This is a genomic window from Neisseria sp., from assembly GCF_041804105.1.
Taxonomy (GTDB): domain Bacteria; phylum Pseudomonadota; class Gammaproteobacteria; order Burkholderiales; family Neisseriaceae; genus Neisseria.
Map to the genome: position 1 here is coordinate 12280 of NZ_JBHCJY010000058.1, position 24393 is coordinate 36672.

General features: G+C 53.0%; 20 protein-coding genes. 5 read left to right on the top strand and 15 right to left on the bottom strand.

Annotated elements, in window-relative coordinates:
• Positions 1-37 precede the first annotated feature (37 nt).
• On the top strand, positions 38-682 hold the full coding sequence (locus tag ACEYDX_RS05475; protein ID WP_373741020.1) for a DedA family protein: 645 nt from the start codon (positions 38-40) through the stop codon (positions 680-682).
• A gap of 236 nt (positions 683-918) precedes the next feature.
• Here the strand turns inward: ACEYDX_RS05475 and ACEYDX_RS05480 are convergent, their stop codons facing one another.
• Positions 919-1332 carry a YidB family protein gene (locus ACEYDX_RS05480; RefSeq protein WP_373741021.1) on the bottom strand — a complete coding sequence of 138 codons (414 nt, stop codon included), beginning with the start codon at positions 1330-1332 and terminating at the stop codon, positions 919-921.
• A gap of 240 nt (positions 1333-1572) precedes the next feature.
• Here ACEYDX_RS05480 and purM point away from each other — a divergent pair, with 240 nt between their 5' ends.
• Entirely contained in the window at positions 1573-2610 is a 1038-nt protein-coding gene (gene purM, locus ACEYDX_RS05485; RefSeq protein WP_373741022.1) for a phosphoribosylformylglycinamidine cyclo-ligase, read from the top strand.
• Positions 2611-2809: 199 nt separating this feature from the next.
• Here purM and ACEYDX_RS05490 read toward each other — a convergent pair whose 3' ends face one another.
• The 9 genes from ACEYDX_RS05490 to ACEYDX_RS05530 all read right to left on the bottom strand — a co-directional run bounded on the left by ACEYDX_RS05490 (position 2810) and on the right by ACEYDX_RS05530 (position 13723).
• Positions 2810-3601 (bottom strand): formate/nitrite transporter family protein, encoded by a 792-nt coding sequence (locus ACEYDX_RS05490; protein WP_373741023.1) that lies wholly within the window; start codon positions 3599-3601, stop codon positions 2810-2812.
• 289 nt (positions 3602-3890) lie between these two features.
• The gene (locus ACEYDX_RS05495; RefSeq protein ID WP_373741024.1) at positions 3891-6176 is read right to left on the bottom strand and encodes a right-handed parallel beta-helix repeat-containing protein; all 2286 of its coding nucleotides are present in this window, start codon (positions 6174-6176) and stop codon (positions 3891-3893) included.
• Positions 6177-6547: 371 nt separating this feature from the next.
• Entirely contained in the window at positions 6548-7198 is a 651-nt protein-coding gene (locus ACEYDX_RS05500) for a formate dehydrogenase subunit gamma (protein ID WP_373741025.1), read from the bottom strand.
• Position 7199: 1 nt separating this feature from the next.
• Positions 7200-8111 carry a formate dehydrogenase subunit beta gene (fdxH, locus tag ACEYDX_RS05505; RefSeq protein ID WP_373741026.1) on the bottom strand — a complete coding sequence of 304 codons (912 nt, stop codon included), beginning with the start codon at positions 8109-8111 and terminating at the stop codon, positions 7200-7202.
• A gap of 12 nt (positions 8112-8123) precedes the next feature.
• Positions 8124-11240: a formate dehydrogenase-N subunit alpha gene (gene fdnG / locus ACEYDX_RS05510; protein ID WP_373741027.1), complete on the bottom strand. Its 3117-nt coding sequence runs from the start codon at positions 11238-11240 to the stop codon at positions 8124-8126.
• 328 nt (positions 11241-11568) lie between these two features.
• Positions 11569-12075: a thioredoxin family protein gene (locus ACEYDX_RS05515; protein ID WP_373741073.1), complete on the bottom strand. Its 507-nt coding sequence runs from the start codon at positions 12073-12075 to the stop codon at positions 11569-11571.
• Positions 12076-12255: 180 nt separating this feature from the next.
• A complete protein-coding gene (nusB, locus tag ACEYDX_RS05520) occupies positions 12256-12684 on the bottom strand; it encodes a transcription antitermination factor NusB (protein ID WP_373741028.1) in 429 nt (142 codons plus the stop codon).
• A 141-nt stretch (positions 12685-12825) separates the two neighbouring features.
• On the bottom strand, positions 12826-13314 hold the full coding sequence (gene ribH, locus ACEYDX_RS05525; protein WP_373741029.1) for a 6,7-dimethyl-8-ribityllumazine synthase: 489 nt from the start codon (positions 13312-13314) through the stop codon (positions 12826-12828).
• 88 nt (positions 13315-13402) lie between these two features.
• Positions 13403-13723, bottom strand: a complete 321-nt coding sequence (locus ACEYDX_RS05530) for a DUF2185 domain-containing protein (RefSeq protein ID WP_373741030.1) — start codon at positions 13721-13723, stop codon at positions 13403-13405.
• Between the two features lie 498 nt (positions 13724-14221).
• Here ACEYDX_RS05530 and rnc point away from each other — a divergent pair, with 498 nt between their 5' ends.
• Together rnc and aroD are read left to right on the top strand one after the other, a co-directional pair.
• Entirely contained in the window at positions 14222-14947 is a 726-nt protein-coding gene (gene rnc / locus ACEYDX_RS05535; protein ID WP_373741031.1) for a ribonuclease III, read from the top strand.
• Between the two features lie 118 nt (positions 14948-15065).
• Entirely contained in the window at positions 15066-15824 is a 759-nt protein-coding gene (aroD, locus tag ACEYDX_RS05540; protein WP_373741032.1) for a type I 3-dehydroquinate dehydratase, read from the top strand.
• Between the two features lie 80 nt (positions 15825-15904).
• Here aroD and trxA read toward each other — a convergent pair whose 3' ends face one another.
• The 5 genes from trxA to ACEYDX_RS05565 form a co-directional block, all read right to left on the bottom strand.
• Complete coding sequence (gene trxA / locus ACEYDX_RS05545) at positions 15905-16237, bottom strand: thioredoxin TrxA (RefSeq protein ID WP_373741033.1); 333 nt, start codon at positions 16235-16237, stop codon at positions 15905-15907.
• A gap of 67 nt (positions 16238-16304) precedes the next feature.
• The gene (locus ACEYDX_RS05550; protein WP_373741034.1) at positions 16305-17849 is read right to left on the bottom strand and encodes an ABC transporter ATP-binding protein; all 1545 of its coding nucleotides are present in this window, start codon (positions 17847-17849) and stop codon (positions 16305-16307) included.
• 391 nt (positions 17850-18240) lie between these two features.
• On the bottom strand, positions 18241-18510 hold the full coding sequence (locus tag ACEYDX_RS05555; RefSeq protein ID WP_373741035.1) for an HU family DNA-binding protein: 270 nt from the start codon (positions 18508-18510) through the stop codon (positions 18241-18243).
• Between the two features lie 316 nt (positions 18511-18826).
• A complete protein-coding gene (gene lon, locus ACEYDX_RS05560) occupies positions 18827-21271 on the bottom strand; it encodes an endopeptidase La (protein WP_373741036.1) in 2445 nt (814 codons plus the stop codon).
• Between the two features lie 295 nt (positions 21272-21566).
• A complete protein-coding gene (locus tag ACEYDX_RS05565) occupies positions 21567-23090 on the bottom strand; it encodes a fumarate hydratase (protein ID WP_373741037.1) in 1524 nt (507 codons plus the stop codon).
• 664 nt (positions 23091-23754) lie between these two features.
• On the opposite strand from ACEYDX_RS05565, the gene ACEYDX_RS05570 reads away from it, so the two are divergent.
• Positions 23755-24393 carry a 4Fe-4S dicluster domain-containing protein gene (locus ACEYDX_RS05570; RefSeq protein WP_373741038.1) on the top strand — a complete coding sequence of 213 codons (639 nt, stop codon included), beginning with the start codon at positions 23755-23757 and terminating at the stop codon, positions 24391-24393.

Genomic DNA, 24393 nt, shown 5'->3' on the forward strand with positions numbered 1-24393 from the left:
TCCCTTCGGACGGCCTTGTTTTCAGGAATCCGCACACATGGAATTTATCAATACAATCATCGACTTCATCCTCCATATCGACCAACACCTGACCGAACTTTCCGCGCAATACGGAAGCTGGATTTACGCCATCCTGTTTCTGATCGTGTTTTGCGAAACCGGCCTGGTGGTTACGCCCTTCCTGCCCGGCGATTCGCTGCTGTTCGCCGCAGGCGGCATCGCGGCGGTGGGCAACATGAACATCCATGTGATGGTACTGCTGCTGATTGCGGCGGCCATTATCGGCGATGCGGTCAACTTCGCCGTCGGCAAAATGTTCGGCGAAAAACTGTTTGCCAACCCCGATTCCAAAATATTCAAGCGCAGCTATCTCGACAAGACCCATGCGTTTTACGAAAAATACGGCGGCAAAACCATCATCATCGCCCGCTTCGTCCCCATCGTGCGCACTTTTGCGCCTTTCGTGGCGGGCATGGGCAACATGGATTACAGCCGCTTTATCCGCTACAACGTGATTGGCGCGGTGTTGTGGGTAGTGCTGTTTTCCTACGGCGGATACTTTTTTGCCAACATTCCCGTCGTCAAGAAAAACCTGAGCCTAGTGCTGCTGGGCATCATCATCGTATCGGTGCTGCCCGCCGTTATCGAAATCATCCGCGCGCGGCGGGTAGCGAAACGTTAAAACAGGCCGTCTGAAAAACCGCCGTAAAACGGATGGCTTTCAAAGACGGCAGCAACCACAGCCGTCTTATTGGATTGGATTCCTGCCCGCACAGGAACAGCGGGGAAACTGCCCCATCATCCTTCCCTCACAAGCGGGAATGGCGGCAAATGAAACCTCAACGCAATCCGAATACAGCCATAAAAAAAGGCCGTCTGAAAACTTTTCAGACGGCCTTGTCCTTCATCCGGATCGGCTTACTTCACGAAATTTTTCAGCACCAGCGAAGCGATGTCGTCCAAACCGAAGCCGTCGGCATCCTGCGCGTTGCCGCCCGGAGTGGCGCTGTCGACCAAATTAGGCAGGTATTGCGCCAGCAGATCGCCGGCCTGGTTGCCGTCCATGCCGAACTTGGCCGCGATTTGGTTCACCACGTCGCCGCCCAGTGCGTTTTGGATGTCGCCGCCGCTGACCGCCTGATTGCTGCCGGTGGAAACCCAGCTTTGCAGCGCATCGCCCAAACCGCCCTGTTGCAGTTGGCCCATCAGACCGCCGAGACCGCCGCTCTGTTTGACCAAGTCAAGCGCCATGTTGACGGCAGTGTTCTGCTGGCTGTCGCCGCCGCCCAAAGCAGATGTAGCTGCGCCGATTAAAGAATCCATCAATGCCATTTTTCGTCCTTTTCAAGGTGTGTGGAAAAACGCAAGTTTAACAAATTTCATGCGGATAATGAAATCCGAACGGCTTAACGCAGTTTACGCAGGCCGTCTGAAACTTTTCAGACGGCCTTGATGCGCCGCCATACGGCCAATCATGTCCAAGTGCAAAAAATTCCTCACATCCGGCCGTTCCCGAAATATAAAATCAGTTAAAATACCAGCTATTCCCTTTATTGAAAGAAAGCCCCCTCCATGAGCAACCCGTCTTTGAGCTACCGCGACGCAGGTGTCGATATTGATGCCGGCGACCAACTGGTCGAAAACATCAAACCCTTTGCCAAACGCACCATGCGCCCTGAAGTGTTGGGGGATTTGGGCGGTTTCGGCGCGCTGGTGGAAATCAGCAAAAAATACCGCAACCCCGTTTTGGTTTCCGGCACCGACGGCGTGGGCACCAAGCTGAAGCTGGCGTTTGATTGGGACAAACACGACACCGTCGGCATCGACCTCGTGGCCATGAGCGTGAACGATATTTTGGTGCAGGGTGCCGAGCCGCTGTTTTTCCTTGATTATTTCGCCTGCGGCAAACTCGATGTGGCGCGCGCCACCGATGTCATCAAAGGCATCGCACAAGGCTGCGAAGAATCGGGCTGCGCGCTAATCGGCGGCGAAACCGCCGAAATGCCCGGCATGTATCCTGAAGGCGAATACGATTTGGCCGGCTTCGCCGTGGGCGTGGTGGAAAAAGACCAGGTGATTAACGGCCGCAGCATTGCTGCGGGCGACGTGGTGCTGGGTTTGGCCAGCAACGGCGCGCACTCCAACGGCTACTCGTTAATCCGCAAAATCATCGAACGCAACCAGCCCGATTTGGACGCCGAATTCGACAACGGCAAAACCCTGCGCGAAGCCGTTATCGCCCCTACCCGCCTGTATGTAAAACCGATTTTGTCCGCGCTAAAACAATTTGAAATCAAAGGCATGGCGCACATTACCGGCGGTGGCATCACCGAAAACGTGCCGCGCGTTTTGCCGGAAAACACCGTCGCGCAAATCGACGCGAAATCTTGGCAAATGCCGAAACTGTTCCAATGGCTGCAACAGGCAGGCAATGTGGAACAGCAGGAAATGTACCGAACGTTTAACTGCGGCATCGGCATGGTGGTAATCGTATCGGCCGAAACCGCCGATGCGGTGCAGAAATTTTTGGCGGAGCAAGGCGAAACGGTTTACCGTTTGGGCGCAATCCGCGAACGCAACGGCAACGAGCACCAAACGCAGGTTGCCTGATTACCGCCTAGTTTCAGTCAAAAGGCCGTCTGAAAATTTTCAGACGGCCTTTTATTTTTAAGCCAAAAATTCATGGTCGATATGTCGTCAAAGCAATACCCAAACACAGCTTACAGCTCAATCCAAATGCCCACTTAAGTGAGGATGATGACAGCGGAACAACGGTCTATCTCTGTTACAATTTTCCCGCCGAAACCGCTTAGCTGTGGTTGTCCGAACGCTCCGCCTGACTGCGGTAAGCCAGCGTGTACAGCACGCCCACAAAAACCGCTCCGCCGATAACGTTGCCCAAATATACGGCAACCATGTTGTGCAGAAACTGCATCCAAGTGATGTCCGCCCCGCCCCAAATGGCAGCGGGTATCACAAACATATTGGCGACAACGTGCTGGAAGCCGATTAATACGAAAATCATCACGGGAAACCAGATGCCGAGAATTTTACCCGGATAACCGTGCGCACCGTAACACAACCACGCGCCCATCGATACCATCCAGTTGCAGCCGATGCCCGATACCAATGCGCGACCGAAGTCGGCGGCCACCTTCGCCTCCGCCGTTGCAATGGTTTTGTGCAGATAATCGCCTTCGGTCAAACCGAGATAGTGGCCGAAAAACCAAGCCACCGCAAACGCACCGATCACATTGGCAAGGGTAACGGCCAGCCAGTTTCTCATCCACTGTTTCCACCCCACCTTTTTCATCATCACCGCCACGGGCAACACCATCATATTGCTGGTAATCAGCTCCCCGCCGCCGAGCAGGATACATATCAGCCCGATCGGAAACACCGCCGCCCCCAAAAGCACCGCCAAACTGCCCCATTCGTGCGGCATTCCGCCCACCACGCGGATATAGGCCAAATACCCCAGCGAAATAAATGCGCCGCCGAGAAACCCCAGAATGCCCAAATGCAGGGTTCCGCCGTTGGCCTTTGCCACACCTTTTTCCACGGTGGCCTTTAAAATTTCATACGGATACAAATCGCTCATAGTAAGCCGCTGTTGTGTTTTGGTTGATATCGGAAAAGATTGTAAGCGGTTTTCAGACGGCCTCTGTTGATGCAGCTCAACTGTAGGATTATTACAGAACAATACGGAACACACCTTCCGTATCTGCACGGTACATCCGAGTATCCGCCGGTTCCCCAACCTGTGAAAACTTACACGGGAATTAAAAACGCTTCCGTTACCCATACCTGTTGATTGAAACACAAGCCAAATAAAAAGAGGCCGTCTGAAAACATTTTCAGACGGCCTTAAAATCGGCAGACCGCGCGAGTTAAATAATTTGAATACTTGCGTCAATTTGCCAATTGTCGTCAACTTTACTTACGGAATAGTTGGACACTTCAAGATTTTTTACCGAACCGGCCTGCGGTTCTTCCGTCCCCAAAATACCGGACAAACCGATTTCTTTCGGCGCAAACAAACCGCCTGCTGCCGTTTGGCTGCCGCCTTTTTCAACGGTAAAGCGTTCCAATGCACTGCCGGTTTTGGCAATCACGCCGCTTTCGTTTTCCGAAGGCAGGTTTTTATTGATGCTGACGGCACCCAAATCGAGTTTGGCCGCCAGTTCATGAACAGGCAGGGCTGCAGCGGCAGGCTTAATGCCGACGTCGGCAACGGCTTTGCCGTTATAACTGTTGTCAAAGGCCGAAAGTTCGGCTTTGGCGGCAACCAGCCAGTTTTTGGCATGAACGGTTTGATCGGTCATAATGGTATTGCCGCTCACTTCAACGCCCATCGCGGTTTGTTTGCCGACAGCATTGACGCTCAACACGCCTTTGTCGATTTTACCGTGCAGGGCAATATCGTTATCGGTAATGGCGACATCTCCGGCATTGCTCCTGATATACACACCTTCCACCCAGCCGTTTGACGCTTTGCTGACGGTAATGTCGTTGTCGGCAATATTGATGCTGCCGCGTGCTTTCTCCGCCGCGTTTTTCTCTTCGATGTAAATCGGCAAAGAAGTTACTTTTTCAACGCGGGCGGTATTACCGATAATGTTGATGTCGCCCGAACCGGGGCCTGCTTTGCCGGTTGCGGTGTTTTTGGTGTCATTGATAACGGCCATCAGATACTGGGTGGACTTACCCTCAATGATGTTGTCTTTAATATCAAGGGTATAGTCGATTTTACGCTCGTGGTTGCGGAATTCGATACCGTAGGTTTGGATGGCGTTTTTATAGGTATCCAGTCCTTGGACGGTATTACCGCTGATTTCATATACGCCTTTGTTTTTGCTGTTCAAATCGCGAAACATGGTATTGGTCTGTATCTGAATGCCCGAGTAGCCGTGGTAATTTACTTTGGCCCCTGCATCGTCATCGACGGATAAACGGAATTTGGCATCCTGAACCACGGTATTGTTGACAATTTTTACGTTGTCCATGCTGAACTGGCGGTTATACACCGCGATGCCATACAAGCGGTCGCCGTTGGACACGTTGTTTTCAATCACAATATCATTGCCGTCGTGCACGTCCAAACCTTTGCGGTAGTTGTGGTCGGTGGTGTTTCCTGCAAAACGCACGCCGTAGTTGTAGCTGCCCGCCATTGTGGCAATGCCGTAACCCGTACCGCCGTCGGCCTTATGTCCGTTCCAAGCGAAGGTGTTGCCTTCCGCAACAAAATTCTCCTGAAAAGCAACCAATGCGCCCGCTACACGGTTGTGGTGGAGATGGCTGTTTTCAATACGGTTGTTCTCTCCCGAAGGCAGTTGGCCGTAATGTTCGTCAATTTCACCTTGAATGACGCGTGCCATATAAGTTTTGCCTTTGCCGTTGGGGTCTTTGGCCAATGCTTCGGTCGACGAAAAAAATACGCCCGCACGGTTTGCTCCAGACACTTCCACTTTGCTGATTAAAGTGTTGTCCGAGTCATTGACCATGATGCCGTTGACCTTACCGAAATAGCTTTGACCTTTTCGGTAAAAATCGGGATTGGTATATTTAACCGACAATTCGGCAACGGTTTTACCGTTTTGGCCGTCAATCAGAATGCCGGCAAACTTGCGCACGTCGTCCTGATTGGTATTCGAATTGAACACACCTGTCTGCGCTTTATCGAACGAAATAACCGTTTTGCCCATTCCGTCGCCGAAAATGCCGGTAACGCCCGAATTGCTGCCGTCCAATACGATTTGGTCGGAAATATACAGTTTGCCGCTCAGATAAACGGCTGCATTTTCTTCATGCGCCACCGCCAATGCTTTTTGGATGGCAGGCAGATTGTCCACTTTACCCGTTGTATCGGTACCGAATTCACGGGCATCAATGAATTTTCCGTACACAGGATGGTTGTAAACTGTATAGGACTTAGCGGCGGACTGAGCGGCAGCCGGAATATCGACAGTTGTCGTTGCCGCAGCCGAGACGCTTTTTTCTACAACCGCACCCGTTCCCGAACGGAACATTTTTTCTAAATAGCGGGCGTTTTCAAAAATATCGGCATCGCTTTTTTTTGCGGCATCCGTGCCAACGGGGCGGATTTCCGCGGTTTCGGCTTTTTGCAAAGGCAACACAGCCGATGTTGCGGCCACAGTTCCGTTTGTTTTCTGCATAAATTTCTCTGTCATTTTTTATTCCATAGTTGAAATGATGGTTTATTCTGTATGGCTTTCCGCTCGTAACAACCGGCATCAGCCTCTGGATATTTCAATGATGATTTTTTCTCCATCAGATAATCACTCATGACAAAATAATATCAATATTGTTTTTTTATGTAAACATCAATCCATTTTAAATAACAAAATTTATCAAAATAAAATATGCAAGCTACCGCGCAAATTCAAGAAATTTAATATTTTATTTTAAATACAATAACTTATAAATATTTCAACTTATTTGAATTATGTCATAAAAATAAAACAGGCCGTCTGAAAATTTCAGACGGCCATTCCATTCCGTTTATCGATTTTTCACAAATACCGCCTCAGTCTTTTTCACTGTGTGCCCGGTTTTTTTCCATCATCTCACGATACCAGCGCGGGTGATGCTTTTTCGCCCAAGCCTGAGTTACTACACCTTCGACCATTGCCCGAATCGTACCTTTTACCCATAAAGCGGCGTAAACATGAACGATAATGCCCGCAATCAGTACCAATGCCGCCCAAGCATGGAACAACAGAGCCAAACGAATGACGGGAATCGGAAAGTATTCGGCAAAATACGCACGCCAAGAAATCAAGCCGGTAACCAGTAACACAACCATACAGCCGGTCATCAGCCAAAACATTCCTTTCTGACCGCCGTTATATTTGCCGACATCACCGACTTCATGCCCTTTGAGCACGGTTTTAACCGATTTCATCCACTTGATGTCTTCCTTATCCAAGAAATTGTATTTCCAGTAGCGGAAAAACTGGATGAAAAAACCGACAAACATCACGACACCGATAAACGGATGCAGTATCCGCGCCAGCTGCGGCGTACCGAAAATACCCGTCAGCCAGAAAAAAGCAGGATAGAAAAAAGCCAAACCGGATACGGCCAGCAATACGAAACACAAAGCCACCACCCAGTGGTTAATCCTTTCGCCGCGTTTATAACGCTGAATCAGTTTTTCTTTGGATTCTTTAGACATTTTACGCATCCTCCTCGCCATTCAAGGTTTTACCGTCTTTACCGATTACTTCGGGAGATTCTTCCGCACGACTGGGACCGACGGTAATATAGTGCAGCCAACCGGTAACGGCAGCGGCGGCAATACCGAATGTTGCCAACGGTTTGAGTATGCCTTTCCATAGTTTGACGGTGGTGCTGATATGCGGGTTTTCCGGCAAACCTTTATACAGGGCGGGCTTGTCGGCATGATGCAGCACATACATCACATGCGTTCCCCCTACGCCTTCAGGATCATACAGTCCGGCATTTTTATAACCGCGGTTGTTCAAATCTTTAATACGTTCTTTTGCAACACCTTTCATATCTTCCTTGCTGCCGAACTGGATGGCACCGGTCGGGCAGGTTTTTACGCAGGCAGGCTCTTGTCCGACCGCCACACGGTCGGAACACAACGTACATTTATATGCTTTGTTGTCTTTTTTACTGATACGCGGAATATTGAACGGACAACCCGCAATGCAGTAACCGCAACCGATACAGTTTTCCTGATGAAAATCAACGATACCGTTATGGTATTGAATAATCGCACCGGGAGACGGACAGGCCTTCAAACAGCCAGGATCGGAACAGTGCATACAGCCGTCTTTTCGAATCAACCATTCGAGCTTGCCGTTTTCTTCGGTTTCGGCAAAACGCATGACTGTCCAAGAATCAGCCGTCAAGTCAATCGGATTGTCGTATACACCGTGGTTTTCGCCGATTTCGTCACGGATGTCGTTCCACTCCGAACAGGCCACCTGACAGGCTTTGCAGCCGATACAGGTGGTTACGTCGATGAGCTTCGCCATCTCAATTGGCTGACGCACACCCGGGGGCGGCGTAATGTCCGATGTGGCGGAGCGGCGTTTGATGTCTAGGGATTGCAGTGCCATGTCGTCCGCTCCTTATGCTTTTTCAATGTTGACCAAAAAGGTTTTGTATTCGGGCGTTTGTGTATTGCAGTCGCCGATAAACGGCGTCAGCGTATTCACGATAAACTGCTTCTGCCCCGATACGTTTTCCCATCCGCCGTGCAGCGGAATACCGATCTGGTGTACGGTTTTACCGTTGATTTTCAGTGGTTTCACACGCTTGGTTACTACCGCTTTGGCTTTGATATAGGCGCGTTTGGAGCTGACTTTCACCCAATCTCCTTTTGCGATGCCTTTTTCTTTGGCCAACTCTTCGCTGATTTCCACAAACTGTTCCGGTTGGGCAATCATCAGGAGTTTGACCGACTTCGTCCAAAACTGGAAATGCTCGGTCAAGCGGTAAGTAGTGCCTACATAAGGAAATTCTTCATGCGTACCCATACGGTCTTTGACTGTATCGAACAAACGCCGCGCGGGTGCATACACCACTTTCGGATGCAGCGGGTTCGTACCGATGGGCGACTCTGTCGGTTCGTAGTGCTCAGGGAAAGGGCCGTCCACCAGTTTGCGTTGGCAGAACAGACGGCCTACCCCCTCTTCGTTCATGATGAACGGGTTCATCCCCGAATCGGGTGCAGCATCGGCTTTGAAATCGGGCACATCGGCACCCGTCCATTTTTCACCGTTCCATTGAATCAGCGCACGGTCTTTATTCCACGGAGTGCCGTCCGGCGCACATGAAGCGCGGTTATAGAGGATACGGCGGTTGGCCGGCCATGCCCAAGCCCATTTCGGCGTATTGCCCAAACCCGAATCGGTATTGTCGCGTCTGTCCATCTGATTGCCGGCCTGCGTCCATGAACCGGAAAAAATCCATGTGGCACACTCGGTGCTTCCGTCGTCGCGAAGTTGGTGGAAACCGTCCAGCAGTTCGCCTTTCTTACGGATCACCACGCCGTCTGAATCCTTGATGTCTGCTAACGCATAACCGTTGGATTCTTTTGCCATTTCTTCAGGCGTGGGCGCGTGCGGTTTTTTGTATTTCCACGACAATTTGGTAATCGGCTCGGGTGCAGTACCGCCCTCTTTCAGATACATGTCTTTTAAAAGCAGATGCAGTTCGCCCAAAATGTCCAAATCGGGCAGAGCCTCTCCCGGCGGTTCCGCTCCGGGATGGTGCCATTGTAGCCACCGCGAAGAGTTCACAATCGAACCGGCCTCTTCCGCAAAACACGGTGTCGGCAGACGGAATACGGTGGTACCGATTTTGGACGGATCGTAATTGTGCGCTTCACCGTGGTTTTCCCAAAACGATGCGGTTTCGGTTTTGATGGGATCCATTACCACCATAAATTTCAATTTGGAAAACGCTTCGGTAACGCGGTGTGCATCGGGAAACGAACCTTGCGCGTTAAAACCCTGTACCAACAAACCGTTGACTTTTCCCTGCCACATCAATTCGGTAAGCTGCAAAATATCGTACATCTTGTCCCATTTCGGCAGCCAGTCGTAACCCCAGTTGTTTTCTTTGGTGGCATTGTCGCCGTACATCCATTTCAGGAAGCTCACCATAAACGCAGGCGTATTGCCCCAATAATTCAACTGGTTGGGCTGCAAGGGTTTCGGCGTCTGCAACTTGATGTAATCGTCGAAAGTCGGATGTTTGGTCTCGTTGGGCAGGCTCAAATAACCGGGCAAAGCGGTAGAAAGCAGTCCCAAGTCGGACAAGCCCTGAATATTGGAGTGTCCGCGCAAAGCATTTACTCCGCCGCCCGACATGCCGATGTTGCCCAACAAAAGCTGCACCATCGCCATGGTACGGATAATCTGGCTGCCGGTAGTATGCTGCGTCCAACCCAATGCGTAGAGAATCGTACCCGCTTTGTCGGGTGCGGCCGTTTCGCCCCATGCTTCGGCCACTTTCAGGAAATCTTCCTTACTGGTTCCGCAGATGGTGGTCATCATATCGAGCGTATAGCGTGAATAATGTTTTTTCAGCATTTGGAACACGCAGCGCGGATCTTGCAGAGTCGGGTCGGTTTTGGCATACCCGTTTGCATCCAGCTCGTAGAACCAGGTTTCGTTATCATAATAATTGACACGGTTACCGGTACGGCTGCCCACTTCAGGCTGGCGTTCGCCCTGTTTGGCTTCCTGAGCCTGGAATTCGGCGGCACCGGAAAACAAACCTTCATTAAAATCGAAACCGTCGGCAACGATAAAGCTGGCATTTGTGTAGGCTTTAACGTATTCCCATTGAATTTTATTGTTTTCAATCAACCAGTTAATCAATGCACCTAAAAACGCAATGTCCGAACCCGAACGGATGGGCGCATAAAAATCCGCCACGGCCGCAGTACGGTTGAAACGCGGGTCAACCACAAACAGTTTCGTACCCTTTTTCTTTTTTGCTTCAATAACCCATTTAAAACCGACAGGATGCGCTTCTGCGGCATTGCCGCCCATCACCATGATGAAATCCGCATGCTGGATGTCCATAAAGGTATTGGTCATCGCTCCCCGTCCGAACGTAGAAGCCAAAGCGGATACGGTCGGGCCGTGGCACACGCGTGCCTGCGCATCGGTGGCAACGATGCCGAGCGAACGCATCCATTTTTGGGTCAGGATGCCGGTTTCATTGGAAGATGCGGAAGCCGTAAGCATGCCCAACGTCGGCAGCCGGTGTACCGGCACACCTTCGCCGTTGTTCACAATCAGGTTTTTATCGCGGTCTTCTTTGATAAGGCGGGCGATGCGCTGTAAAGCATCATGCCAAGAGATGCGCTTCCATTCGTTGGTAAACGGTTCGCGCACTTCGGGAAACAGCACACGGTTGGGGCTGTGTACGAAATCCAGCAGCGACGCACCTTTCGGGCACAACGAACCGCGGCTGACGGGATGGTCGGGGTCGCCTTCGATGTGGAAAATCACTTTTTTCGCGTTTTTCGCACCGTCGCCCATACTGTAGAGCAGCGTACCGCAGCCTACCGAACAGTAAGTACAGTTGTTGCGGGTTTCGGTGGCGCGGGAGAGTTTGTATTGACGCACTTCCGCAAACGCATTGGCGGGCATCATGCCCATCACGGCCATACCGGTCGCGCCTGCGCCTGCGGCGGTTACTTTGAAGAACTGCCGTCTGGTTACGTTCATGGTTGTGTTCCTGTACAGACCGTTTCAGACGGCCCTTGATTTTTGTGGTTTGGAGAATATTTGCATCGGGCCGGAAAACCAGTTTGCGACCCATATTTTTTATGGTTGTAACAGATTGTAAGATATTTTCGATTGCAGCGTCTAATAAAATTTCATTTGTCATTCAAATGATTGGCAATATCATTAACATAGTAATACGCTCAACTTCAAGCCGAACCGTAATGCTTTTCGGGGATATACCGGAACAAACAGGCCGCCTGAAACTTTTCAGACGGCCTTAAATGGTTTTTTCCACAAAGAAATCAACACACAATCAAATTACACATCATTACATTCCGTTCGATTGCAACCACTTTTCCAAATCCGCAGCGGCAATGCCGCCGTTTTTCTCGAAATCCAAGCTGTTGGCCTGCCGCCCGCGCGAATATTTCGCCAATACGGGCGTACCGCTCAAGCCGTATTGCCGCTTGAATTGTTCCCAAGCCGGTTTGTCCTGATGCAGGCGGTGTACGTTGACGAAATAGATTTTACCGCCCAGTTTGCGCTGTGCGATATAACGCTTGAACAGCGGCTCGAAAGAATTGCAGTCGGAACAGCTCGGCCGGCCGATATAGGCATAAAACGTATCGCCCGCCGCCACTTTTGCTTTGAAATTTTCCACCGTCAGGCTGTTGAGTTCGAAATAAATGTCGGAATAGGTATCTTCCAAACGCTTGGTGTTTTCGGCCGACAGCTTCACCGCCGTCTGCGCTTCCGCCAATTGGTTGCGTAACTGCTCGTCTCCGCCGCGCACGAAACCGCATCCTGCCAAAGCAAATGCCGCACACACCGCCATTATTCTGATTTCAGGTTTCATCGTTGTCTCCTTTTCCATAAGGCCGTCTGAATATTCAATCAATATACGCCTTTCAGACGGCCTGCCGCAATATCCGTTTTCCGACTTAAATCAAACAAAGCGCAAAGGCCGCCTGAAACGGTTTCAGACGGCCTTTGCGCAGCAGTTTTCCAATCCGGATCATCCCCGTTTGGGATCGTTGGGACGCAGTTCGGCGGCCAATCGGTCGAGAATGCCGTTGACGAATTTGTGGCCGTCGGTGCCGCCGAAGGTTTTCGTTACTTCGATGGCTTCGTTAATCACCACCGGATACGGCGTTTCCGGCATGGCGGCGAGCTCGTGGCAGGCCATCAGCAAAACGGCGCGCTCGATAGGGCTTAAATCGTTTTCGTCACGGTCGAGCAGCGGACGGATGTGCTGCATGTAATCGCTTCTGTTGGCGTGTGCGCCGAAAAAGAGCGCGGTAAACAGGGCTTCGTCGGCACGGGCAAATTCGGGCAGCTCGCGGATGTTCTGCGCGGTTTCGGGCGCGGATGTTTGGTTGATGGCCGACTGGTACAGCGCCTGTACGGCCAGTTCGCGCGAAATACGGCGGCGGGAAGGTTTCATGCGGATTCCTTTTCGGAAAATAAAGTAGGCGGACAGAGCCGGCATTCATCGAGTATCAGGGCGGATGAGGCCGTCTGAAAGGTTTTTCAGACGGCCTTTCGCTGTTGTCAGACAGGGGCGGGTGTTTTCAGACAGCCCGGATCAGTCTTCGTGTTCTTCTTCGTCTTCAAACTGATCGGCCAGCAAACGGTTGACCAAATTGGCGCATTCGACGGCGACCTTGGCGGCATCCGCAGCTTTTTCCTGAATGCGGGCGACGGCCTGCTCATCGTTTTCGGTGGTCAGGATGGCGTTCGCAATCGGGATGTTGTAATCCAGGCCGACACGGGTAACACCCGCGCCCGACTCGTTGGCCACCAGCTCGAAATGGTAGGTTTCGCCGCGGATAACCACGCCGATGGCAATCAGCGCATCGAATTGTTCGGACGAAGCCAGATTCATCAGCGCAATCGGCACTTCCAGCGCGCCGGGTACGGTGGCGACGGTAATATCGTCGTCGGCCACGCCCAAGCCGAGCAGGGTTTCGGTGCAGACTTTCAGCATTTCGCTGCCGATTTCGTTGGTAAAACGCGCCTGCACGATGCCGATGCGCAGTTGGCGGCCGTTGAGGTCGGGTTCGATGATGTTCATACTGGGACTTTCGGAAATGTTTCGGAACGGCGGCCTTCGGACAAACCGAAGGCCGTCTGAAAAAGATGAATGGGGCAAATCCTGCCCGTTACTCCTGCGGCTGCCAGTCTGCAACCGCACGGAATACGCCGTCTTCGCCGATTTCCCACGCACCTTCGGCTTCCTGCATCAGCGGTGCGGTTTCGGGATTGGCCTTGACGATGTCGGCCACGGGCACGACGGTAAAATTGGCAGGATCGGCGGCGTATTCGTCGCTTTCGCCGCCGCTGAAAAAACGCCAGCCGCTGTCGTGCTCGAATACCGGTGCTTCGCGGTAGAGAAAGCCGACCGGTTCGCCGTTTTCGGCAACGGTTTTTGCGGCCACGGCCAGCTCGAGCGCGGCGGACAGGGCTTGGGCGAATGTGTTCATAATCAGGTTGCAGGATTTGGAAATCCTGCGGATTTTAGCACATCCGCCGGCGGCTGTCGGCAGGAAAACAGTCCGTCCGATTCGCCCGCGGCACCGTGATTAAGATACAATACAGGCCGTCTGAAAACCGGTTCAGACGGCCTGTACAAGCAGCGCATGCGCTACGCTTCCCCCTCGTAGGCGGAACCTCGTTTTTGAAGTGAGAAAACCGTCAAACCCAAAAAGCTGCTGAAATGCACGGATGGATTCCCGCCTGCGCGGGAATGACGGCAGCTTGTAGAATATACGAGCTTCAGGCCGTCAACCGCTATCCAACCGGCCAACACAAAAGGCCGTCTGAAAACATGGCGCAATCTTTTCAGACGGCCTTTAAAAACCGCAGACATGCCGTATTGCCTGCATACGGATTCCGTTCAACCCTCGCCCAACCTCAAACTGTTTCGCCATTTTCCCGCAACGAAGTGCCGAAACGGATTCGGGCTGTTTTGGAAAGATTTTATGAAAACCGATCCTGTCAAGCAAAACGCCCACCGCTTTATCGAACGGCAACTGGGCTACACCTTCCGCGATACCGCGCTGCTGCATCAGGCGCTGACGCACCGCAGCCATTCCGCGCAAAATAATGAACGGTTTGAGTTCGTAGGCGATGCCATCCTCAATTACAGCGTCGCCCGTATGCTGTTCGACGCTTTTCCGAAGCTGAGCGAAGGCGAACTTTCCCGCCTGCGCGCCAACCTGGTCAACGAAGGCGTTTTGGCCGAAATCGCCCTGACCATGAATATGGGCGACGGCCTGTATCTCGGGCAGGGCGAACTCAAAAGCGGCGGTTTCAGACGGCCTTCGATATTGGCCGACGCGGTTGAAGCCCTGTTTGCCGCCGTGAACTTCGACAGCGGTTTTGCCGAAGCGGAGCAGGTTGTCCGCCGGCTGTTTGCCGAACGCATCAGAAACGTCGATTTCAAAAATCAGGGCAAAGACAACAAAACCGTATTGCAGGAAACCCTTCAGGCACACCGTTTCGCCCTGCCGAAATACCGCATCGAAAACCAGAGCGGCGAAGGCAGCAACAGCCACTTTACCGTTTCCTGCGACTTGGGCGAACTGGGCTTCGTTTCCACCGCCGAAGGCAGCAGCCGCAAAACGGCGGAACAACTGGCCGCGAAAACCGCGCTCGAATGGCTGGAAACGAAATTTCCGCAGAAAAAGCCCCAAAAGACCAAATAGTTTTCAGACGGCCCCGATGCGCTTGCAGCCGCGGTGCAATTATCAGAGAATGGCCGTTCTGTTGTGCCGTGTAGTCGGCGCGCAAACCGAACGGTTCAAACAACACAAAGGAGCATATATGAAGAAACTGGTTACCGTGAAAAGCGTTACCCTCAATGCGGGCAGCCCGAAAGTTACCGTCCCGCTGGTGGCGGAGACATCGGAAGCCTTGAAAAAGGCGTTGGCCGAAATCCGCGACCTGAGCTGCGATTTCGTCGAATTCCGCGTGGACTTCCTCAAACAGGCCGGCGATGCCGACTATGTGATGGCGGAGCTGGCCAACGTCCGCAACGCCCTGCCCTACAAACCGCTGCTGTTTACATTCCGCCGAGCGGAAGAAGGCGGCTCGTTTCCCTGTTCCGACGAATATTATTTCGAGCTGCTCAACCGAGCCATCGATTCGGGCATGGCCGACTTAATCGACATCGAGCTGTTTGCGGGCGAAGAAAAAGTCAAAGAAACTGTGGCTCATGCCAAAGAAAAAGGCGTATTGGCGATTTTGTGCAACCACGATTTCGAAAAAACGCCGCCGAAAGAAGAAATCGTCGGCCGTTTGCGGCAGATGGAAGAATGGGGCGGCGACATCTGCAAAATCGCCGTGATGCCGCAAACCCCCGCCGACGTCCTGACCCTGCTCGATGCCACGCAGACCGTTTACCAAACGGCCAGACAGCCGATTGTTACCATGTCGATGGGCGAAATGGGCATCATCAGCCGTCTTGCCGGAGAACATTTCGGTTCGGCCATGACTTTCGGCGCCGCGCGCAAAGTCTCCGCGCCCGGCCAAATCGGTGCCAACGATTTGCGCTATATTCTGAATGTATTGGCCAAACACTGAACGGCTGTTTCCGCCAAACCGAAGGCCGTCTGAAAAGTTTTCAGACGGCCTTGTTTGTTGCCCGAATGCTTTACGCGGCTTTATGCAATCGATGCTTCAATAAATGCGGTCAGTTGGCCTTTGGCCAGCGCTCCGGAATGAGCAGCAACTTGCTGACCGTTTTTGAACACCATCAGCGTCGGGATACTCCGTATACCGAATTGAGCCGCAGTCTGCTGTTCGTCATCAACGTTGATTTTTACTACTTTCACTTTGCCTTCCATCTCGGCGGCGATGTCGTCGAGAACGGGGGCGATCATTTTGCAGGGGCCGCACCACGGTGCCCAGAAGTCCAACAATACCGGCACTTCTGATTTCAAAACGTCTTGCTCGAAGCTGGCATCGGTGGCGTGTACGATTAAGTTGCTGCTCATGGTCTCTTTCCTTGTGTGAATGAAAAATCGTGTAACGGCTTCAGGATAGGGGCTGTCGGGACAAATTTCAAGTGGCCGAGTGCTGCAATAGCTTTTTCGTATAGTCGGCTTCGGGATTTTCAAACACCCGCTCAAAGCCACCCTGCTCAACCACCTGCCCGTCTTTCAACACCATCACACGGTGCGACAGAGCGCGGATAACGGCCAAATCATGGCTGATAATCACCAGGCTCAGATTGTGCCGCTGTTGCAAACCCGCCAACAGTTCCAAAATCTGCTGCTGCCACTGCACATCCAGCGCGCTGGTCGGCTCGTCCAGTACCAATACTTTCGGGCGCACGATCAGGGCGCGGGCAATCGCCAGCCGCTGCCGTTGGCCGCCTGAAAATTCGTGCGGATAACGGCCGAGAATGTCGTCGGGCAGACCGACTTGTTGCAGCACTTGCTTCACCTGCATTTCCATCTCATTCCGCGGCATCTGCGGTCGGTGGACGCGCAAGGCTTCGGACACGATGTCGAACACGTTCATGCGCGGGTTGAACGCGCCGAACGGGTCTTGAAACACCATCTGCACGTTTTTACGCAAACCGCTGTTCCATTCCTGTCCGTCGATTTTCAGACGGCCTTCCGCCGCAATCAGCTTCATCACTGCCTTGGCCAGCGTGGTTTTGCCGCTGCCGCTCTCGCCGATGATGCCCAGCGTTTCGCCCGACTTCAAATCGAAAGACAAGGGTTGCAGCAAGGTTTTTTCGCGCTTTTTAAACCAGCCGGCCTTTTCGGAAACGGCTACGCGGATGCCGGCCGCTTCCAGCACGGTTGCCGCGTTTTGCGGCAACGGCCGCACGTTTCTTGCCGCGCCCGCGTCAATCAGCATTCGGGTGTATTCGTGCTGCGGGCGGGCGAATACTTCCGCCGCCGCGCCCTGCTCCACAATCCGCCCGTGGCGCATCACCGCCACATCGTCGGCAAAACGGCGCACCAAATTCAAATCGTGGGTAATGTAGAGCAGCGTCATGTTTTTTTCCGCCTGCAAACGCGAAAGTAAATCCAAAATCTGCGCCTGCACCGCCACATCCAGAGCCGTGGTCGGCTCGTCGGCAATCAGCAGTTTCGGTTCAGCCGCCACCGCCATCGCAATCATCGCCCGCTGCCGCTGCCCGCCCGAAAGCTGGAAAGGATAGGCCGCCGCTTTTTCGGCAGGGTCGCGTATGCCCGTTTCGGCCAGCAGCTCCACCGCCCGCGCCCATGCCTGTTTTGCGTTCAAACCCAGATGCAGCGTCAGCACTTCGGCAATCTGTTTGCCCACGCGCATCACGGGGTTCAGCGCCGTCATCGGCTCTTGGAACACCATGCCGATTTCGCGTCCGCGCAGTTTCTGCAAACCGCGCGGGGTTTTATCGAGCAGGTTTTCGCCGCAAAAATTCAGACGGCCTGTAAACGATACCGCAGGGTTCAGCCGCATCACACCCTGCGCCAGCACCGTTTTGCCGCTGCCGCTCTCGCCCACCAGCGCGAGCTTGCGCCCGTGCCGCACGGTAAGGTTGATGTCGTGCAGCACCTGTTTCGATGGAAACGCGGCATTCAGAGATTGGATTTCTAAAATCGGGGTCATACAAATGTTCTTTTTCAGACGGCCTTGGCGTTTTACCGCTTCACGGCCAATACCTGTTCAACGCAATTTCTGCAAAAACGGATTAAACGCGATTTCCCAATGAACAACCGAATCTGCCTAACCCAGAATTTTTACATACTGTATTGAAAAACTTACCGGAAATACACTACTAACCATAGCGGCAAATAAGCTTATCTGCCATGCTCCAGCCGTTCTAACAGATTCCAGCAATGATGCACTACATTGCACACGCCAAGGCCGTCTGAAAAGTTTTCAATGCAAAATCTTTACCTCGATACACGGCTAATAGAAAGACCGGCTGAAAACACAAAAGCCAAACCTGTTTGTCCGGTTTGGCTTTGCAAGTTGCATCGGGACGCAACAGAATTGATTACAGCGCGTCTTTCAGAGCCTTGCCTGCGCGGAATTTCGGGGTTTTGGCGGCTTTGATTTTCAGGGGTTCGCCGGTTTTGGGGTTGCGGCCTTGACGCTCGGCGCGCTCGCCTACATAGAATGTACCGAAACCTACCAAAGTAACGGTATCGCCTTTTTTCAGAGCGGCGGTTACGGCGTTGGTCATACCGTCCAGTGCTTTTTGAGCGGCGGCTTTGGAGATACCTGCTTCTTGAGCAATCGCTTCGATCAGTTCAGACTTGTTCACAATCAGTCCCTTCCTATTGTTTGAGTGGATGTTAAGATGCCCGAAAATCAGGCGTTTTGCGTGCTTTGCACATTACCGACTTTATAACAAGCCGCAAAATGCCGTGTCAAGCGAAAAAACGCCGGATTGCAGAGTTTTCGGGCTTTTGCGCCAAATCACGCGATATTTACAACACATTTGCAAAATTTAAACTCAAGCAGATGTATGGCGTTAAGAGGCCGTCTGAAACACGGTTCCACAACGGTTTGCCGTGAAAATCGGAAAAACGCCGCTGTTCCTGAACGGCGGCGTTTTAGAAGGGCTGCATGCAACAGCTTTAATGCTTGGTCGCCTTGCTGCGGGTTTTCGGCTTGGCTTCGGCCAATACCGGCTCGGCCGCAGTGTCTTTCCACGGTTCGGGCTGGCGCTCGAGACCGATGGCGAGCACTTCGTCTATCCATTTGACGGGATGGATGGTCAGCCCTTCTTTCACGTTGTCGGGAATTTCTTCCAAATCTTTCACATTGTCTTTCGGTATCAAAACGTGCTTGATGCCGCCGCGCAATGCCGCCAGCAGTTTTTCTTTCAAACCGCCGATGGCAAGCACTTCGCCGCGTAGAGTGATTTCCCCTGTCATGGCTACGTCGGCACGCACGGGAATACCGGTAAAGGCGGACACCATCGCCAGCGTCATCGCGATGCCCGCGCTGGGGCCGTCTTTGGGCGTTGCACCTTCGGGAACATGGACATGGATGTCTTTTTTCTCGTAAAAGTCGTTGGGCAGGCCGACTGCGGCTGCACGCGAGCGCACGACACTCCAAGCGGCGGATACGGACTCTTTCATCACGTCGCCGAGCTGGCCCGTGCACTGGATGGTGCCTTTGCCGGGAAGGGCAACGGCTTCGACGGTCAGCAGCTCGCCGCCGACTTCCGTCCATGCCAATCCGGTTACCTGGCCGATACGGTTTTCGCTTTCCGCCACACCGTAGTCGAAACGGCGCACGCCCAAGTATTCATGCAGGTTGTCGCCATCCACCTTCACCTGTTTGGCTTTCAGACGGCCTTTGCCTTTGGCAGAGGCTTTTTTGTCTTCGTCCAACGTAATCTGCATCACGACTTTGCGGCAGATTTTGGCGATTTCCCGGTCGAGCGAACGCACGCCCGCTTCGCGGGTGTAGTAGCGGATGATGCCGCGCACGGCGCTTTCGTCGACAAGCAGTTCGCCCTCTTTCACGCCGTTGCGCTTCATTTCTTTGGGCACGAGATACTGCATGGCGATGTTGATTTTTTCGTCTTCGGTGTAACCGGAAAGACGGATAATCTCCATGCGGTCGAGCAGTGCGGGCGGAATGTTGAGACTGTTGGACGTGGCGATGAACATCACGTCGCTCAAATCGTAATCAACTTCTGCGTAATGGTCGGCGAATTTGTTGTTCTGTTCGGGATCGAGCACCTCGAGCAGCGCGCTGGCAGGGTCGCCGCGGAAATCGCTGCCCAATTTGTCGATTTCATCCAGTAGGAACAGCGGGTTTTTCACGCCGGCTTTGGCCATGTTTTGTAGGATTTTGCCCGGCATCGAACCGATGTAGGTACGGCGGTGGCCGCGGATTTCGCTTTCGTCGCGCACACCGCCCAAAGCCATGCGCACGTATTTGCGGCCGGTGGCTTTGGCAATCGATTCGCCCAATGAAGTTTTACCCACCCCAGGCGGGCCGACGAGACACAGAATCGGGCCTTTGATTTTGTCCATGCGTTTCTGCACGGCAAGGTATTCGAGAATGCGCTCTTTCACTTTTTCCAAACCGTAGTGATCGGCGTTCAGCACCAAATCGGCTTTCGCCAAATCTTTGCTGACACGTGATTTTTTCTTCCACGGCAGTTCCAGCAGCGTATCGATGTAGTTGCGCACCACGGTCGATTCTGCCGACATCGGCGGCATCATCTTCAGCTTTTTGAATTCCGACAGGCATTTTTCTTCGGCCTCTTTGGTCATGCCCGCTTCTTTAATCTGCTTCTCGAGTGCTTCCATCTCGCTGCGGTCGTCTTCTTCGCCCAGCTCCCTTTGGATGGCTTTGACCTGTTCGTTCAGGTAATACTCGCGCTGCGATTTTTCCATCTGGCGCTTCACGCGGCCGCGGATGCGTTTTTCCACCTGCATGATGTCGAGTTCGGCCTCGAGCTGGCCGAGCAGGTATTCCGTTCGCTCGACGATGCTGACCGCCTCCAGAATATCCTGCCGCTGCTCCAGTTTCAGTTGCAGATGTGCGGCCACGGTATCGACCAAACGGCTGTATTCGTCAATACCGCCGATGGTGGAAACCACTTCGGCGGGGATTTTTTTATTGAGCTTGGCATACTGCTCGAACTGCGACAGCAGCGTACGGCGCAAGGCCTCCATGTCGGGATTTTTTTCGTCTTCGTCGTGTACCGCTTCGACATGCGCCAAAAACAGTTCGCCCGCATCGCTCACATCCAAAACGCGCGCGCGGCGGATGCCTTCTACCAACACTTTGACCGTACCGTCGGGCAGTTTCAGCACCTGCAGAACCTGTGCGACCGTACCCACTTTGTGCAAGTCTTCCACACCGGGTTCTTCCGTGTTCGGGTCGCGCTGCGCCAGCAGGAAGACCGGCTCGTCCCGCGCCATTGCCGCATCCAGCGCGGCAATCGATTTGGGGCGGCCGACAAACAGCGGCAGCACCATGTGCGGATACACCACCACGTCGCGCAGCGGCAGCGTGGGCAGCATGCTGAATTCCTCGAACTGTTTTTCTGTTGTCATGATTCGTCTCTTCGTTTTCACAATATACAATCGGATGCGGCCTTAAGTTGGGCTGGCGGCTCGGATTTCAAGCGTAGAAATACGCAATCCGACGTTTATTTTACAGCAGCACGACACTTTTTCAGACGGCCTTTTTCCAATACCGACATTTCCTCCTGCAATACGGTAAAACCGTATCAGGCCGTCTGAAAAATGCTTTCAGACGGCCTTGTGATTCAGACTATGTTTGCACAACTGCCAAAAACCGAACCGCCGCTGCTCCATATCGGAAACAACGGCGGTTTGCAATCATCAATCAGGCATCTACCGGAATAATCCCGATTTTGGCCTGCCACTGCTTCGGCGCAACGGCATGGATGGATTCGCCGTTGCTGTCGACGGCAACGGTAACGGGCATATCCTTGACTTCGAATTCATACACCGCTTCCATGCCCAGTTCGGAGAAAGCGAGCACTTTCGAAGATTTGATGGCTTTGGCCACCAGATAGGCCGCGCCGCCGACGGCCATCAGGTAAACGGCCTTGTTGTCGGCAATCGCTTTGCAGGTGTCCGCGCCGCGTTCGGATTTGCCGATCATGCCGAGCAGCCCGGTTTGTTCCAGCATTTGACGGGTGAATTTGTCCATGCGGGTAGCAGTGGTCGGACCGGCCGGGCCGACGACTTCGTCGCCGACGGGATCGACGGGGCCGACGTAGTAAATCAGACGGCCTGTGAAATCAACGGGCAGTTGCTCGCCTTTGTTCAGCATATCGACCATGCGTTTGTGCGCGGCATCGCGGCCGGTCAGGATTTTTCCATTGAGCAGCAGTACGTCGCCGGTTTTCCAAGTGGCGACTTCTTCTTTGGTCAGGTTGTTCACGTCGACGCGTTTGCCGTTGTCGGGGTTGTAGGTGATGTCCGGCCAGTCTTCCACGCTCGGCGGAGTCAGCTCTACCGGACCCGAACCGTCCAATTCGAATTCGACGTGGCGGGTGGCCGCACAGTTCGGAATCATGGCAATCGGTTTGGACGCGGCATGGGTCGGGTAATCCAGGATTTTCACGTCCAACACGGTGGTCAGGCCGCCCAAGCCTTGTGCGCCGATACCGAGCGCGTTCACTTTTTCAAACAGCTCCAAACGCAGGGCTTCGGTGGTGGAAAGTTCCGCGCCCGAAGCGGCTTTTGCCTGCAAATCCTGAATGTCGATGTGGCTCATCAGGCTTTCTTTCGCCATCAATACCGCTTTTTCAGGCGTACCGCCGATACCGATGCCCAAAATGCCCGGCGGACACCAGCCCGCACCCATGGTCGGAATGGTTTTCAGCACCCAGTCGACGATGTTGTCGGACGGGTTCAGCATCGCCAGTTTGGATTTGTTTTCCGAACCGCCGCCTTTGGCCGCGCAGGTAACTTCGACTTTGTCGCCCTTAACGATTTCCATATGGACGACGGCAGGCGTATTGTCTTTGGTGTTGGTGCGCTTGCCCGCAGGATCGGCCAATACCGACGCGCGCAGGGTATTGCCTTCCCAAGTATAGGCACGGCGCACGCCCTCGTTTACCATCTCCTGAACGCTCATTTCCGCGTCCCACTGTACATTCATCCCCACTTTCAAAAATACGGTGGCAATGCCGGTATCCTGGCAAATCGGGCGGTGCCCCTCGGCACACATGCGGCTGTTGACCAGAATCTGCGCCATTGCGTCTTTTGCGGCAGGGTTTTCTTCTTTTTTCCAAGCCTCGTAAAGCGCATCGATGTAGTCTTTCGGGTGGTAGTAGCTGATGAATTGGAAAGCGTCGCAGATGCTGCGGATGAAATCTTCCTGTTTGATAACGGTCATGGTTTGTCGTCCTTTTATTTGGGTTTTCAGACGGCCGTCTGAAAAAGTTCGGTAAGGTTTGTGTAAACGTAAATCCGTTGGTGCGGATGTATCTTACCCGAATCGGCGTATGCTGTTCACGGACTAATAACCTATCAAGCCGCTGCGTTTTTGATAGTGGCTTTTTTTCGGAAACGGCAGAATCTTCATTACAGGCCGTCTGAAAATTTTCCGCCCGATTCCGTAGTTTGATACACATCAACCAAGCTGCAAATAGTATGCCGTCTGAAATTTAACAACATTCATTCCCATTGGCACCAAAACAGTAAAATTTTCTTTTTAAATACCGATATTTACTTAGGGGAAAATTGAACATCCGGTGCACAACCTTCTCTGCCGCCGACAACACCGCCCCATACCAAAACCCAAACTTAACCGTTAAAAAACATTTACTTATATAAATCCCATCCTAAAACACACCGGCTCGAAACCGCCCTACCTTTTCAGACGGCCTTCACATCGGCAAGGATATTTTTTCTGCTAGACTAATGCCACAACTGCAAACGGCACAGGGCATATAAGGTCTTCAATCATACGTTTGGCTTTTTATCCGTCCTGTAATAAAAATACAAAAGCCGTTGCACCGCCATACCAAACCGACACAATATTTCACAGGAACACAACCATGAGTGAAACATCCGTTACCCTCACCATCGACGGCCAAAAAGTCGAAGCGTCGGCCGATTCCTCCATCATCCAAGCCTATGCGCATGCGGGCGGCGCGTTAACCGCCAACGTCGGCTGCATGGGCCAGGGCGTATGCGGTTCGTGCCGCTGCATGATTCGGGAAGAAGGCAGCAGCGAAGTCCGCACCGCATTGGCCTGCGAAACCAAAGTCGCACAAGGCATGCAGGTCGGCTTCATTGACTACTTCATCCCCGAACACGTCCACTACTATGACTTGAACGAAATCGGCGACGGCTGGAACTGGCTGGAAGACACCGAACGCGCCTTTCCCGAAGCGGCACATTGCCGTCATTGCGGCGGCTGCAACCGTGCCTGCCCCAAAGAATTGGAAGTGGAAAACGGCGTGGCACAGGTTGTTGCGGGCGACTTCAGTTCCGCCGCAGCCACTTTCGACCAGTGCGTGATGTGCAACCTCTGTACGCTCGCCTGTCCGGAAAACATCCGTCCCAACCATCTCGGCCTGTATGCACGCCGTATGAAAGCTGCGCGCACGCTGCGTCCCGTCGATCTGATGCGCCGCCTGCAGGAAATCGACAGCGGCAGAATGACCGTCAACCTGAACGGATCGGAGGCTTGA